The 15,157-nt window shown below is 73.1% G+C and carries 9 protein-coding genes; 1 reads left to right on the top strand and 8 read right to left on the bottom strand.

Features of this window, described 5'->3' with window-relative positions:
- The first annotated feature begins 245 nt into the window (after window positions 1-245).
- Window positions 246-3,563 (top strand): SCO5717 family growth-regulating ATPase, encoded by a 3,318-nt coding sequence (locus CP983_RS12110; protein WP_268256309.1) that lies wholly within the window; start codon window positions 246-248, stop codon window positions 3,561-3,563.
- Between the two features lie 87 nt (window positions 3,564-3,650).
- On the opposite strand, the gene CP983_RS12115 is transcribed toward CP983_RS12110, so the two are convergent.
- From CP983_RS12115 to nusA, 8 genes are all read right to left on the bottom strand, one after another.
- Window positions 3,651-4,598, bottom strand: a complete 948-nt coding sequence (locus CP983_RS12115) for a bifunctional riboflavin kinase/FAD synthetase (RefSeq protein WP_126904138.1) — start codon at window positions 4,596-4,598, stop codon at window positions 3,651-3,653.
- Between the two features lie 145 nt (window positions 4,599-4,743).
- Window positions 4,744-8,388 (bottom strand): trypsin-like peptidase domain-containing protein, encoded by a 3,645-nt coding sequence (locus CP983_RS12120; protein ID WP_150499600.1) that lies wholly within the window; start codon window positions 8,386-8,388, stop codon window positions 4,744-4,746.
- 274 nt (window positions 8,389-8,662) lie between these two features.
- On the bottom strand, window positions 8,663-9,568 hold the full coding sequence (truB, locus tag CP983_RS12125) for a tRNA pseudouridine(55) synthase TruB (RefSeq protein WP_107902248.1): 906 nt from the start codon (window positions 9,566-9,568) through the stop codon (window positions 8,663-8,665).
- On the bottom strand, window positions 9,565-10,011 hold the full coding sequence (gene rbfA / locus CP983_RS12130) for a 30S ribosome-binding factor RbfA (protein ID WP_150499601.1): 447 nt from the start codon (window positions 10,009-10,011) through the stop codon (window positions 9,565-9,567). The genes truB and rbfA overlap by 4 nt, the downstream gene beginning before the upstream one ends.
- A gap of 32 nt (window positions 10,012-10,043) precedes the next feature.
- Window positions 10,044-10,337, bottom strand: coding sequence for a DUF503 domain-containing protein (locus tag CP983_RS12135; protein WP_030944944.1), 294 nt, complete (start codon window positions 10,335-10,337; stop codon window positions 10,044-10,046).
- Window positions 10,338-10,482: 145 nt separating this feature from the next.
- A complete protein-coding gene (gene infB / locus CP983_RS12140; RefSeq protein ID WP_150499602.1) occupies window positions 10,483-13,623 on the bottom strand; it encodes a translation initiation factor IF-2 in 3,141 nt (1,046 codons plus the stop codon).
- A 148-nt stretch (window positions 13,624-13,771) separates the two neighbouring features.
- Entirely contained in the window at window positions 13,772-14,068 is a 297-nt protein-coding gene (locus CP983_RS12145; RefSeq protein ID WP_125529584.1) for a YlxR family protein, read from the bottom strand.
- Window positions 14,069-14,170: 102 nt separating this feature from the next.
- A complete protein-coding gene (gene nusA / locus CP983_RS12150) occupies window positions 14,171-15,157 on the bottom strand; it encodes a transcription termination factor NusA (RefSeq protein ID WP_030958814.1) in 987 nt (328 codons plus the stop codon).

Raw genomic sequence — 15,157 nt, forward strand, 5'->3', positions numbered from 1 at the left:
TCGACGGGCGCGGACCGCGAACTGCGCCGCGCCCGGCGGGCGTTCCGCCCACACCCAGCAGACTCTTCCGTCCAGGCACCCGGCGCTATACCGTCCGCGCCCATGGGGGCTTTTCCGTAGCGCCATGCGAGTGATTAGGCTTCTGGTGGTGCGGTGACGATCGCAGTCGCGTGGGACTCGCCACTCGGTCCGCCCGACCGCGACGACGACACGCTCAGCAGCAGTGGCTGACCAGGAGGCAAGCAGTGAACAGGGATCGGTCCGAGTACAACGGCGGGAGCCCTTCCTCGGACGGGGACGATCACGAGGTGGATCTCACGGGCGAGTTCGAAATCGTCTACACACCTCCCGCCTGGTACGCCCAAAGCACGCAGGGTGGCTCCTCCGGAGGCGGACAGGACGCCGGCCAGAGCTCACCACCACCCCCGACCGGGCCACCCGTCGGCACCCCCAACGGGCCGCCCGGCGTACCGGCGCAGGGGCCGCCGGGAACTCCCGCACCGGCGCAGCCCCAGAACTTCGGCGTCCCGTCGCAGCAGCCCGCCCAGCCGTCCCAGCCCACCCCGGCCCAGGGCACGCCCGCGGGCCAGCAGGGCGGCTACGGCTTCCCGCAGCAGCAGTCCCCCGCGGCCGGCGGTTACGGCTACCCGCAGCAGGGAGCCGGTGCGCCGCAGCCGGGCCAGGACACGTCGGGTGGCTTCGCCGCGCCTCAGCCCGGTCAGGACACCTCCGGCGGCTACGGCTACCCCCAGCAGCCCGCGACCGGCACGCCGCCGCAGGGCCAGGACACGTCCGGCGGATTCGGCACGCCTCAGCCGAGTCAGGACACCTCCGGCGGATTCGGCACGCCTCAGCCGAGTCAGGACACCTCCGGTGGCTACGGCACGCCCCAGCCGGGCCAGGACACCTCCGGCGGTTTCGGTGTGCCTCAGCAGCACACGCCTGCCCAGCCGCCCGCCCCTGCCGCCACGCCCACGCCGCCGCCCGCCGCACCCGCGCCCGTGCAGCCGCCGTCGGCCGCCCCCGCCGCGCCCGGCTTCCCGGTGCTGCGTCCCGTCGACGACGACGCCCAGGCCGCCGCCCCGGCCCCGACCGCCACTCCGGCGGCCGGCGTCCCGGCAGCGCCCGCTCCGGAACAGCCCACGCCCGTACCGCCGGTGGCGCAGCAGCCCGAGGTCGAGCTGAACCACGCCGCCGCGGACGCGGAGGCGGCCCGGCTGTTCGGCGGCGCCGATGACGACGAGCCGGAGGAGGAGCGCGCCGACGAGACGGAGCCGGGCGACGCCACCGGGCCGGTGTCCGGCGCCGGGGACGACGAGCCCGCACAGGTCCGGCCCGACGCGGACTCCCCCGCGCAGGCCGACGCCGAGGCGGCACCGGCGACGGCGGAACCGGAGCCCGAGCCCCAGCCCGAGCCGGAGGCCCAGGCAGCTCCGACGCCGCCCGCCCCGGCGACCCTGCCGACGGCCCAGGACGCGCAGCAGCAGGCTCAGCAGCCGCACGCACAGGCCACCGGCCAGGCTCCCGAGCAGCCGCAGCAGCAGCCCCAGGCACAGCCGCAGCAGCCCGTCGGCCAGGTCCCCCCGCAGCAGCAGACCGGCCAGGGACTCCCCCCGCTGCCGCAGGGCTTCGTGCCCGCGCACCCGCAGCAGGGTGCGGGCCACCCGGACCCGCAGGCGGCGGCCGCCGCTGCCGCCGGCCAAGCCGGCTACGGCTACCCCCAGGCCCAGCCCCAGCCCCACCCCGACCAGCCCGGTCAGCCCGGTCAGCCTGCCCATCAGGCCCCGCCGCAGGGCGGGTTCGGCCCGGCCCAGCCGCAGCCCGGCTACCCCGCACAGGCCGGACAGCCCGCGCCGGTCGACCCGCGCCAGGCGGCGCAGCAGCCCGGCTACCCGCAGCAGCCCGTACCGCCGCAGGGCCCCGGATACGGCTACCCCCAGCAGGCACAGCAGCAGGCCCCGCAGCCGCAGCAGCACCCGGGCCAGCCCCACCCTGCCCAGCCGCAGCAGCCCGCGCACCCCCAGCAGGGCCAGTCCCAGCCCGACGGCTACGGCTACCCCCAGCAGCAGGCACAGCCCGGCTACGGCTACCCGCCCCAGCAGCCGCAGCAGCAGCCCGGTTACGGCTACCCGCAGCAGCCCGGCCAGCCGCAGCAGCAGGCGCCCCAGCAGCAGCCCCAGGCCCAACCGCAGCCCCAGCCGCAGCCGCAGGCCCAACCGCAGCCTCAGCCGCAGGCCCAGCCTCAGCCCCAGCAGCAGGCCCCGCAGCCCCAGCCCCCGCAGAACCCGGCCCAGCAGAACCCCGCCGCCTACGGCAACCAGGGCTGGAGCGCCCCGCCCGGCCCGCAGGCCGGACCCGGTGCGCCCCAGCAGCAGCAAGCGGCGCCCGGCACCCCGCTCGGCTACAACGCCGCGGTGGAGCTGTCCTCGGACCGTCTGCTGCGCAACCAGCCGAAGGCCCGCAAGAACAACCAGGGCCCGTCCCGCTTCAAGCTCGGTGCCAAGAAGGAGCAGGCGGAGCGGGAGCGCAAGCTCGGTCTGATCCGTACGCCGGTGATGTCCTGCTACCGGATCGCGGTCATCAGCCTCAAGGGCGGCGTCGGCAAGACCACGACGACCATGTCGCTGGGCGCGACCCTCGCCACCGAGCGGCAGGACAAGATCCTCGCGATCGACGCCAACCCGGACGCCGGCACGCTCGGCCGACGTGTGCGGCGCGAGACCGGTGCCACCATCCGTGACCTGGTCCAGGCGATCCCGCAGCTGAACAGCTACATGGACATCCGCCGCTTCACCTCGCAGGCCCCCTCGGGCCTGGAGATCATCGCCAACGACGTGGACCCGGCGGTCTCCACCACGTTCAACGACCAGGACTACCGCAGCGCGCTCGACGTGCTGGGCCGCCAGTACCCGATCATCCTCACGGACTCCGGTACCGGTCTGCTCTACAGCGCCATGCGCGGTGTGCTGGACCTCGCCGACCAGCTCATCATCATCTCCACCCCGTCGGTGGACGGTGCGAGCAGCGCCTCGACGACCCTCGACTGGCTGTCGGCGAACGGCTTCGCCGACCTCGTCCAGCGTTCGGTCACGGTGATCTCCGGTGTCCGCGAGACGGGCAAGATGATCAAGGTCGAGGACATCGTCGCGCACTTCGAGACCCGTTGCCGCGGTGTCGTCGTGATCCCCTTCGACGAGCACCTCTCGGCGGGCGCCGAGGTGGACCTCGACATGATGCGCCCGAAGACCCGTGAGGCCTACTTCGACCTCGCGGCGCTCATCGCCGAGGACATCGCCCGTACCCAGCAGGGCTTCGGCAACCCGAACATGCAGTACCAGCAGCAGCCGCAGCAGGGCTACCCGGCCCAGCAGCCGCAGCAGCAACCCCAGCAGCCCTACGCCCAGCCCGGCGGCGCCCCGCAGCCCGGTCAGGGCTGGGGCCAGCAGGCCCCGCAGCAGCCCGCGCCGGGCCAGGGCTGGCAGCAGCAGGCGCCCCCGCAGGATCCGCAACAGGGCCAGCAGGGTCAGCAGGGCTCCGTGCCGCCGGGCTGGACCCAGCAGTAGCGGACGTACGACAACACGAAAGGGCCGGCACCCCACGGTGCCGGCCCTTCGTCGTATCAGGCGTGGAAGTCGTGTCCGCCGTACCTGTCAGGTGGCGTTCTCGATCAGTTCCCGGCAGCGCTGCACGTCCTTTGCCATCGCCTTCAGCAGCGCGTCCAGCGACTCGAACTTCTCCTGGCCGCGCACATAGGCGAGGAAGTCCACCGCCACGTGCAGGCCGTACAGGTCGAGCCCGACGCGGTCGATGGCGTACGCCTCCACCGTGCGCTCGGTGCCGTCGAACTGCGGGTTCGTGCCGACGGAGATCGCAGCCGGCATGATCTCGCCCTGGGCGTGCAGCCAGCCGGCGTAGACGCCGTCGGCGGGGATGGCGGTGTGCGGCAGCGTCTCGACGTTGGCGGTCGGGAAGCCGAGCTCACGGCCCCGCTGGGCACCACGGACGACGACGCCCTCCACGCGGTGCGGGCGGCCGAGGATCTCGGCGGCGCCGGCGACATCGCCCTCGGCGACCAGGCGCCGGGTCAGCGTGGAGGAGAACGGCTCGCCGCCGCCCGCCTCGCCGGTCACGTACAGATCTACGACCTCGACCTCGAAGTCGTAGACCTTGCCCTGCTCGGCGAGGAACTCCACATTGCCCGCCGCGCGGTGCCCGAAGCGGAAGTTCGGGCCCTCGACGACCGCCTTGGCGTGCAGCTTGTCGACCAGGACCTTGACGACGAAGTCGGCCGGCGACAGCTTCGAGAACTCGGTCGTGAAGGGCAGGATCAGCACCGCGTCCACGCCCAGCTCGGCCATCAGGTCGGCGCGGCGGTGGTGCGGGGCGAGCAGGGGCGGGTGGCTGCCGGGGCGGACGACCTCGCTGGGGTGCGGGTCGAAGGTGACGACGACCGCGGGAACTCCCAGCTCACGGGCGCGGTCCACGGCATGCCGGATGATCAGCTGGTGCCCGCGGTGGACTCCGTCGTAGGAGCCGATGGTGACGACGCTGCGCCCCCAGTCCTGGGGGATGTCCTCCAAGCCACGCCAGCGCTGCACTGTGCCTGCTCCTTGTCGCAAACTCGTCGAACCCGTGTCCGTCTTTGCTCATACGGTCTTACGCAGGTCTAAGGGTGCCATGCCGGGGGCTCCCCGCCCGCATCGGCATGGACGCTGTGACGGGGTGCACGTGCCGCGGCGGTGGTCAGGCGGGGACCCGCACACCGGCCAGGTTCTCGATCATCCGCCGGGTACTGGGGCCCACCACGGCCGACCAGTCCTGCGGGGTGTCGGTCAGCCAGCCGGCGACCCGCACGGCGAAGCCCGGGACGTGCCGGCCCAGGTCGACCAGGCCGCGGTCGAAGCGGGCCGCGCCGTCCGGGGTGCGGACGAGCAGCAGGCCGGTGTGGTGGACCAGGCCGCGCAGATCGTCGTCCGGCCGCTCCGCGCCCTCCTGGACGGTCGCGTGCAGGAAGGCGTCCAGCACGACGGGTGCGCGTTCGTGGGCGAGGAGGAATTCACGCAGCTCGCGGCGGAGCGGACGGGACGCTGCCGTGCCGGGGGTGGCGAGTACGGCGGCGAGGGCGGCCCGCACGTGTTCGGCGCCGCCGTCGAGCAGGCCGGTGACCAGCGGGAGGAGTACGGCACGGGCGCTCGGGCCCTGGTCCAGGCGCCGGTCGACGTAGGCCGCCATGTCGGCCGCGGTTCCCGGCTGCCGCTCCACGGCCTCCTGGACGAGGGCGGCGACCCGGCGGGCGAGGGCGGGCGTGGTGACGTCGGCGAGGGTGCGCAGCGCGTCCCCGGCGCCCGGCCGGTGCAGCCGGGCCCGGAAGGCTTCGAGGACCGGCTCGGTGTGGGTGGCCAGGGCGGCGACCAGGGCACTGGCCGGGAACTGCGGGTCGGCCGCCGCGAAGTGCGCGAGCGCCTGCGGGAGATGACGGGCACGCGTGCGCGGATCCCGTACGAGAAGGGCGAGCGCGCCGCCGTGCAGGGTGCAGTCGTCGGGGCGGGCGAGCAGGGCGAGGGCGGCGTAGCGCAGCAGCTCCAGGTCGGCCTCGCTCCGGACGTGCGGGGCGACCCGCAGTCCGTACGCCACCGCGGCTACCCGTCGGGCGGGCCGCTCGTCGTGGGCCCAGCGGTCGACGGCCCGGCAGACGGCGGACGTCTCGTCCTCGGACAGCACGGCGAGCAGTTCGTCGGCCTTGCGGTGCGCGCTGTCCACGAGCGTCTCGGTGAGGTCGTCCAGGGCGCGGTGCCGGTGCGTGTGCAGCAGCGCCTGCGCGGCGCACGCGACGGTCGCGTGCGGGGTCGCGGGCAGCGGACGGTCGTCGTCGAACCAGCGCGTGAGAAGGCGTTGTACGGCTGTGGGGTCGGCGGCGAGGAGCCGGGCCACGGCGTCGAGGTACCGGGGGTGGCCGGGGTCGTCGGCGTCGGTCGGCGGGCCGTCGGCGAGGACGAGGCGGCGCAGCAGGTCGAGCCGCTCGCTCTCCGGGAGCGGCAGCGCGGTCCAGAAGTGCGGGCCGAACTCGCGGGACACGGACCGGTGGTGCCGGCGCCAGGTCACGAGCCGGTCGGTGAGCAGGTGCAGCACGTCCAGGTACGGCGTCGCGTCGGGGACCCGCAGCAGGGTCTCGGTGAGGAGCCGGGCGGCCCACCAGGAGTGCCGGTCGGCGTCCAGCGCGTGCGTCAACTCCTGCAGCCGGCGGGAGAGTTGACAGGTGCCGTGGTACCGCGGGATCAGCAGGAGGGCCTGGACGACGGGGCCGATCCGGTGGCGCGGCACGGGGAGGGGGTGCGTGGTGCCGGGGTGGATGCGGTTGCGGTGGACCAGGGCGTCCAGGGCCTCGTCGAGGTCGAGGTGCATGCCCTGGATCCAGTCGGCGAGCTCCTCGTGGGCGAAGCGGTAGCCGGTGCCGGCGGGGACCAGGAGGCCCTCGGTGAGGACGGCGGACGCCCAGCCGGTGCCGCCGCCGAACCACGCGGGGGCGGGACCCCAGGGGAACACGGCTTCGAAGGACGCCCGGTCCAGCTCGCCCTGCCCGGGGCCGAGGCTGCGGCGGGCGGCCTCGTGGACCTGCCCGGAGACCTTCGCGGCGAGGCGGCGCACGGCGGTGCCGCGCAGGCCGTTCTCGGCGGCGAGACGGACGGCGATGCGCAGGCACATGAGGTCGAGGTACGCGGAGAGGACGTCGTCCCGGTCGGCGGCGGGTGGGGCGGGTGTGCCGGGGAGGGCGGCGCGGACCTCGGAGAGCAGGCGCAGGGTGAGGGGGTGGCGGGCATCGGGTTCGGCGAGGGCGCCTTCCGGGATGCCGTAACGGGCGCGTGCCTGGCGGGCCTCGTCCGGGGTGAGGTCGGCGAGCCGTACGCACGCCGGGAACCGTGGGGTTGTCCCGCCCCCGCCCAGGGGCTCCGCCCCCGGACCTCCATCGGCCTGAACGGCCTCGCCCTCAAACGCCGGACGGGCCGGGAAGATCTCGGCCTCCGCCTCGTGGCGGCCCTCGTACAGCATCTCCCCCGGGAACTCCGCCCCCGCCGTCTCCCAGTACTCCGCCCGGCACGCCACCATCAGTCGTGCGCCCGTCTCCCGCAGCCACTGGGCCGTGCCGTCCGTCCAGTCCGTGAGGCGGTGGGCCAGCACGGGAGGCATTTCCTCGGGGCTGTCCAGGAGCAGCAGGAGCGGGCGGCCGGTGTCGAGGGCGAGCCGGGCCAGGCGCTCCGGGGTCGTGTCGCCGAGGGTGGAGAGGTCGGACGGGGCGGCGACGATACGGGCGGCCCTGGCCAGCGCCCTGCGCGCGGCGTCGGCCACCGACGCGTCCTCGTCCTTGAGGTCGGCGCCGCGCAGCCACAGCGTGGGAGCGGGGCTCGGCCCGCGGTTGCGGCGGGCGGCGAGGGCCGCGAGTTCCGTCGTACGGCCGCTGCCCGGCGGCCCGACCAGGGCCAGCACCGAGGCGCGGCTGTCGGCGAAGGCCTCGAACTCCCTTGCCGTGGCGGCCCGTTCGACCGGGTCCACGGCTCCCGCTCCCCCGGCGTCCGCCCGGCCCACATAGCCCGCCAGCGTCCCGGGCGGGCCGTCCTGCCCGACGGAGGTGGCCGTCAGTTCCAGGACGCCCGCGAGGTTCAGGTCGGTGCCGTACGCGGGCACCGTCGCCGCGTTCTCGGCGAGCAGCTCGGCCAGCGGCCCGTCCGGAGGCGGGCACAGCGGTACGGCGAATCCGGCGTCGCGCTGGCCGGACTGCAGGGCGGTGCCGAGGACGCCGACGACGGCGCCGGTCCCGGCGTCGAGTACAGGCCCTCCGGCAGCGCCGCCACCGAGGCGCAGGGCGTCCCGTCCTGCCGTGCCGACCGCCAACTCCAGGGCGTGGCCGAGGAGATGGACGCGGTCCGTCGCCGTGTAGGTCGCGGACGTCGTGCCCAGGACCCTGGCCTCCCGCCAGCCACCGGCCGCGATCCGCACGTAGGCGCCGCACTCGATCCGTTCGCGCCCGGTCACCGGCAAGGGGTCCACGCCCAGTCCCTCGGTACGCACGAGGGCCAGGTCAAGTTCGGGCAACGAGGTCACCGCGCTCGCCGGCACCACACAGCTGCGGTCGCCGCCCGCTGCGAGCAGGACCAGCCGGGGCAGACCGTCGACGGCCTCGTGGCTGGTGACGACGGTGCCGTGGTGATCGGCCACGAAGCCGAGGCCCCGGGGCCGGCCGGCCAGGTCGTGGATGCGGACCAGGGCGTCGTCGCGGGAATCGGAGCGGCGCGCGTCCTGCGTGCCGTCGTCCCGCTCGCCCCACCGGTCCTCGTGCCGTGTACCCTCCGACGTCCGGTGGGCGTCGCCCGCCCGGGGGCCCCGTCCCGCCATTGTCGAACCTCCCCGCGCCGCGCCCGTTCGCTGATCTGCCCCCGTCCTTTTCCCGACGGTAGGGGCCCGATGATCAGCGGGACAGATCACGTGGCGAACGCGCCCCCTTCCGCTCCCTCGGTTCACTCCGAGCGCCTGCCCGGACGGGTGAATAGGCGGGGGTCGTTGGATACACCCTAGAGGTGGGGGAACCGAGGGGGGACCGTGGAGCGGCGGGCAGAGGACGACCCCGTGACCGCCGCTCCACGGGCAGGCTCTCGAAGGAGCGGGTGCCTCAGCCGAACACGGCCAGGCTCTTGGCCTTGCCCTTCTGCTCCTCGACGAGCGCGAGGAAGCGCCCCTCGGGGTCGAAGACGGCCACCGGCCCGGAGCCCGCGTACTCGTCGGGCATGTCGAGGCGCACCCCGTTGGTGAGCAGCCGGGCACGCCGGCCGTCCACGTCCCAGCGCGGGAAGGCAGCGGTGGCGGCCTCGGCGATCGGCAGCACCGTGAGCTCCTGCTGGAGCTGGTCCAGCGTCTTGGCGGAGTCCAGCTTGTAGGGCCCGACGCGGGTGCGGCGCAGCGCCGTGAGGTGGCCGCCGACGCCCAGATCGGCACCGAGGTCCCGGGCGAGGGCCCGGATGTACGTGCCCGAGGAGCAGACCACCGAGACGACCAGGTCGAGGACCGCGGTGCCGTCGTCGGCGACGGCCTCCCGGACGTCGTACACGGCGAAGGACGAGATGGTGACCGGGCGGGCCGGGATCTCGAACTCCTCGCCCTCCCGTGCCCGCTTGTAGGAGCGCACCCCGTCGATCTTGATGGCGCTGACCTTGGACGGCACCTGCATGATGTCGCCGCTCAGCTTGGCGATCCCGGCGTCGATGGCGTCGCGGGTGACCTTCGAGGCGTCGCTGGACCCCGTGATCTCGCCCTCGGCGTCATCGGTGACGGTGTTCTGGCCCAGGCGGATGGTGCCCAGGTACTCCTTCTCGGTCAGCGCGAGGTGACCGAGCAGCTTGGTGGCCCGCTCGACGCCGAGGACGAGCACGCCCGTCGCCATGGGGTCCAGGGTGCCCGCGTGCCCGACGCGACGGGTGCGCGCGATGCCGCGCATCTTGGCGACCACGTCGTGCGAGGTGAAGCCCGACGGCTTGTCGACGATGACAAGCCCGTCGGGCGTCCGGTTCTTCTCGGTCATTCGGCGGCGTCGTCCTCGTCCTCACCCGGCTTCTTGTACGGGTCCGCCTCACCGGCGTAGGTGGCGCCGGCCGAGACCTCGCGCACCTTCGCGTCGGACTGGCGCGCCTTGTCGAGGAGGTCCTCGATGGTGCGGGCGTTGTCCGGCAGGGCGTCGGCCACGAAGGTCAGCGTCGGCGTGAACTTCACACCGGCCGCAGCACCGACGGCGGAGCGGAGCACGCCCTTGGCGCTCTCCAGACCGGCGGCCGCGGCCGCCCGCTCCTCGTCGTCCCCGTACACCGTGTAGAAGACGGTCGCCTCCCGCAGGTCACCCGTGACGCGGGTGTCCGTGATGGTGACGTGCGAGCCGAGCCGCGGGTCCTTGATCCCGCGCTGCAGCTTCTGGGCCACCACCTCTCGGATGAGGTCCGCCAGCCTCTTGGCGCGCGCGTTGTCGGCCACTGGTCCGTCTCCTTAAGTGCTTACTTCTTGCTTCAGTCTTCGTCGCTGTGGAGCCTGCGTCGAACCGAGAGCAGTTCCACCTCGGGCCGCCCGGCGACCAGCCGCTCGCAGCGGTCCAGTACGTCGGAGAGGTGTCCCGTGTCCCCGGAGACCATCGCGAGCCCGATCTCGGCCCTGCGATGGAGGTTCTGGTTGCCCGTCTCCGCCACACTCACCGCGTACTTGCGCTGGAGCTCGGCCACGATCGGACGGACGAGAGAGCGTTTCTCCTTGAGCGAGTGGACGTCGCCGAGGAGAAGGTCGAAGGACAGAGTCCCCACATACATATGTGTATCCGGATGTCCCGCCGGTTCGGGGTACGGGCGCCACGCTTCGACGCCGATACGGGAACCGTACACGCAACGGCCGGGGCCGATCGACGGAGTTTCCCTGAGGGAACTGCCGCCGACCGGCCCCGATCGCGTGCTGGGATCAGACGCGCGGCTTCTCGCGCATCTCGTACGTCGCGATGACGTCGTCGACCTTGATGTCGTTGAAGTTTCCGAGGTTGATACCACCCTCGTAGCCTTCGCGGATCTCGGTGACGTCGTCCTTGAAGCGACGCAGACCCTCGATGTTGAGGTTCTCCGCGATGACCTTGCCATCGCGGACCAGGCGCGCCTTGGTGTTGCGCTTGACCTCGCCGGAGCGGATGAGAACACCCGCGATGTTGCCCAGCTTGGACGACTTGAAGACCTCGCGGATCTCCGCCGTACCGAGCTCGACCTCTTCGTACTCCGGCTTGAGCATGCCCTTGAGGGCCGCCTCGATCTCCTCGATCGCCTGGTAGATGACCGAGTAGTACCGGACGTCCACGCCTTCGCGCTCGGCCATCTGCTGCGCACGCCCGGCGGCGCGCACGTTGAAGCCGATGACGATGGCGTCGGAGCCCATGGCCAGGTCGATGTCGGACTCCGTGACCGCACCGACGCCGCGGTGCAGGACGCGGATGTCGACCTCTTCGCCGACGTCCAGCTGGAGCAGCGAGGACTCGAGAGCCTCGACCGAACCGGAGGCGTCACCCTTGATGATGAGGTTGAGCTGCTGGACCTCACCGGCCTTGAGCACCTTGTCCAGGTCCTCGAGGGAGACACGACGCGTGCGCTTGGCGAACGCGGCGTTGCGCTCACGGGCGGCGCGCTTCTCGGCGATCTGACGGGCCGTACGGTCCTCGTCGACCACCAGGAAGTTGTCGCCCGCACCCGGGACGTTGGTCAGGCCCAGGACCTGAACCGGCGTCGAGGGACCGGCCTCGGCGACGTTGTTGCCGTTGTCGTCGAGCATGGCGCGCACGCGACCGTAGGCGTCGCCCACGACCATCGTGTCGCCGACCCGCAGCGTGCCTCGCTGGACGAGGACCGTCGCCACGGCACCGCGGCCGCGGTCGAGACGGGACTCGATCGAGATGCCCTGCGCGTCCTGGTTCGGGTTGGCCCGCAGGTCGAGCGAGGCGTCCGCGGTGAGGACCACGGCCTCCAGCAGGGAGTCGATGTGCAGACCCTGCTTGGCAGAGATGTCGACGAACATGGTGTCGCCGCCGTACTCCTCGGCCACCAGCCCGTACTCGGTGAGCTGACCGCGCACCTTGGTCGGGTCGGCACCCTCGACGTCGATCTTGTTGACCGCGACGACGATCGGGACGTCGGCCGCCTTGGCGTGGTTGAGCGCCTCGACCGTCTGCGGCATGACGCCGTCGTTGGCCGCGACGACCAGGATCGCGATGTCCGTCGACCGGGCACCACGGGCACGCATGGCGGTGAACGCCTCGTGACCCGGGGTGTCGATGAAGGTGATCGCGCGGTCCTCGTCGTTGACCTGGGTCGAGACCTGGTAGGCACCGATGTGCTGGGTGATGCCGCCGGCCTCGCCCGCGATGACGTTCGTCTTGCGGATGGCGTCGAGGAGTCGGGTCTTACCGTGGTCGACGTGACCCATGACGGTGACGACGGGCGGACGGACCACCAGGTCGTCCTCGTCGCCCTCGTCCTCGCCGAACTCGATGTCGAAGGACTCGAGCAGCTCGCGGTCCTCCTCCTCGGGGCTGACGATCTGAACGGTGTAGTTCATCTCGCCGGCGAGGAGGTGCAGCGTCTCGTCGGAGACGGACTGCGTGGCCGTGACCATCTCGCCGAGGTTCATCATGACCGCGACGAGCGACGCCGGGTTGGCGTTGATCTTCTCCGCGAAGTCGGTGAGCGACGCACCGCGCGACAGGCGAATGGACTCGCCGTTGCCGCGAGGCAGCATCACGCCGCCGACCGACGGGGCCTGCATGGCCTCGTACTCCTGGCGCCTCTGACGCTTCGACTTGCGGCCACGGCGCGCGGGACCACCAGGACGACCGAAGGCGCCCTGCGTGCCACCACGACCGCCCGGACCACCGGGACGACCGCCGAAGCCGGGACGGCCACCGCCGCCACCGCCGGGACCACCCGGACGGCCGGCGAAACCGCCGCCACCGCCACCGGGACCACCGGGACGACCGGCGAAACCGCCACCGCCGCCGCCACCGGGACGGCCGGCGAAGCCGCCGCCACCGCCGGGACGACCGCCGCCACCGGGACCACGGCCACCGCCACCGGGACCACGGCCACCGCCGGGGCCACCGCCGGGACGCGGGCCGGCAGCCGGACGCTGCGGCATCATGCCGGGGTTGGGACGCGGGCCACCGGGGCCGCCGCCGGGACGCGGGCCGCCGCCCTGCGGACGGGGCATGCCGCCCGGCGAGGGACGGGAGCCGCCCGGAGCCTGCGGACGGGGACCGCCCTGACCCTGGGGACGGGGACCGCCCTGACCCTGCGGACGCGGAGCGCCGCCGGGCGCGCCGGCGCCACCGGGGCCGCCGGGACGCGGAGCGCCGCCCGGACGGGGCGCCTGCGGGCGCGCCATGCCGGTGGAGCCACCAGAGGTGAACGGGTTGTTGCCCGGACGGGGACCGGCCGGACGGGCACCGGGACGCGGGGCGCCGCCACCCGGGCGCGGAGCGCCGGGACGGTCGCCGCGGTCACCGCGGTCACCACGGCCCTGGCCACCCTGACCACCCGGACGCGGGGCGCCGGGACGCGGCGCCTGGCCGGCCGGACGCGGGGCGCCCGGACGCGGGCCGGAGCCCTGACCCTGGCCGCTCTGACCCTGGCCCTGAGAGGCGGCAGGAGCGGCGGGAGCCGCCGGCGGTGCCGTGAACTCGGGCGCGCTCGGAGCCGGGGACGCCGGGGCGGGCCGCGGCGCGGGCTTCGGGCCCGGGGTGGGACGGGGGCCGGAAGAGGCCGGCGCGGCCGGGGCCGCGGGCTTCTCGGCGGCCGGCTTGGGGGCAGCCGGGCGCGGCGGCGCCGGACGGGCCGCCTGTGCCGGAGAGGGGGCTCCCGGCTTCGCCGGGGCAGCCTTGCGCGCGGGGGCGGACTTGCCGCCTCCGCTGCCCTGCTGGAGGGCGTCCGTCAGTTTGCGGACGACGGGCGCTTCGATGGTCGAAGACGCCGAACGGACGAATTCACCGAGTTCCTGGAGCTTGGCCATGACGACCTTGCTCTCCACACCGAACTCCTTGGCGAGTTCGTATACCCGGACCTTAGCCACTTCGCTCCTTTTAGGTCCGGGTTGCGTCCGGACCGTCGCTACTTCATGGGCGTACTCATCGCGTGCTCATCGAGTGCTCATCGCAATCTCGACCTACTTCCAACTCGCGGGGTACCTGGGCCGCACGGCGGTTCCGCACGACGCTTTCTTACGGTGTTGCCTGCTCAGCAACTGTTGTCTGCTCGACGTACCGGCGCAACGCCTTTGTGTCCAGCGCTCCCGGGGCGCGCAGCGCCCGCGTGAACGCCCGACGGCGCACCGCCTGGTCGAGACAGACCAGGGCGGGGTGTACGTACGCACCCCGGCCGGGCAGCGTACCGCTTGGATCAGGGACGCACTCGTCCTTGATCGCCACGATCCGCAGCAGATCAGTCTTGGCCGCTCGCTCCCGGCACCCCACACAGGTACGTTCAGGGCAGGCGCGGGCGCGTGTCCGGCCAGACACCACTAAGTCTACCTCCCCGTACCGACCTCACCCCTTTGGGGCAGGATTCGAACAGTTGCCGCTCGGTAACCTGACGTGATCTGAGCGTCAGGCGGCTTGGATCTATTCCCCGGCCTGCTCGGTGTCCGGGCGGATGTCGATGCGCCAGCCGGTGAGCCGGGCGGCAAGCCGGGCATTCTGGCCTTCCTTGCCGATGGCCAGTGACAGCTGGTAATCGGGCACGGTCACCCGCGCGGAGCGGGCCGCCATGTCCACGACCTCGACCTTGGAGACCCGGGCCGGGGACAGCGCGTTCGCCACCATCTCGGCCGGGTCGTCCGACCAGTCGACGATGTCGATCTTCTCGCCGTTCAGCTCGCCCATGACGTTGCGCACCCGGCCGCCCATGGGGCCGATGCAGGCGCCCTTGGCGTTCAGGCCGCTGCGGGTGGACCGTACGGCGATCTTGGTGCGGTGGCCGGCCTCGCGGGCGATGGCGGCGATCTCCACCGAGCCGTCGGCGATCTCCGGCACCTCCAGGGCGAAGAGCTTCTTCACCAGGTTGGGGTGGGTGCGCGACAGGGTGACGGAGGGGCCGCGGACGCCCTTGGCCACCCGGACGACGTACGACCGCAGCCGCATCCCGTGCGGGTAGGTCTCGCCCGGGACCTGCTCCTGCACCGGCAGGATGGCCTCCAGCTTGCCGATGTCCACGAGCACGTTCTTCGGGTCGCGGCCCTGCTGGACCACGCCGGTGACGATGTCACCCTCGCGGCCCGCGTACTCGCCGAGCGTCGCGTCGTCCTCGGCGTCACGCAGACGCTGGAGGATGACCTGCTTGGCGGTGGTGGCGGCGATCCGGCCGAAGCCGGAGGGGGTGTCGTCGAACTCGCGGGCCTCCTGGCCCTCCTCCAGATCCTCGGGATCCTCCTTCGCCCACACGGTCACATGGCCGGTCTCCCGGTTCAGCTCCACGCGCGCGTGGCGGCGGCTTCCCTCGGTGCGGTGGTAGGCGATGAGGAGGGCCGACTCGATCGCCTCGACCAGCAGGTCGAAGGAGATCTCCTTCTCCCGAACCAAGCCCCGCAGGGCACTCATGTCGATGTCCAC

Origin of the sequence: Streptomyces chartreusis (assembly GCF_008704715.1) — a bacterium.
GTDB classification, from domain to species: domain Bacteria; phylum Actinomycetota; class Actinomycetes; order Streptomycetales; family Streptomycetaceae; genus Streptomyces; species Streptomyces chartreusis.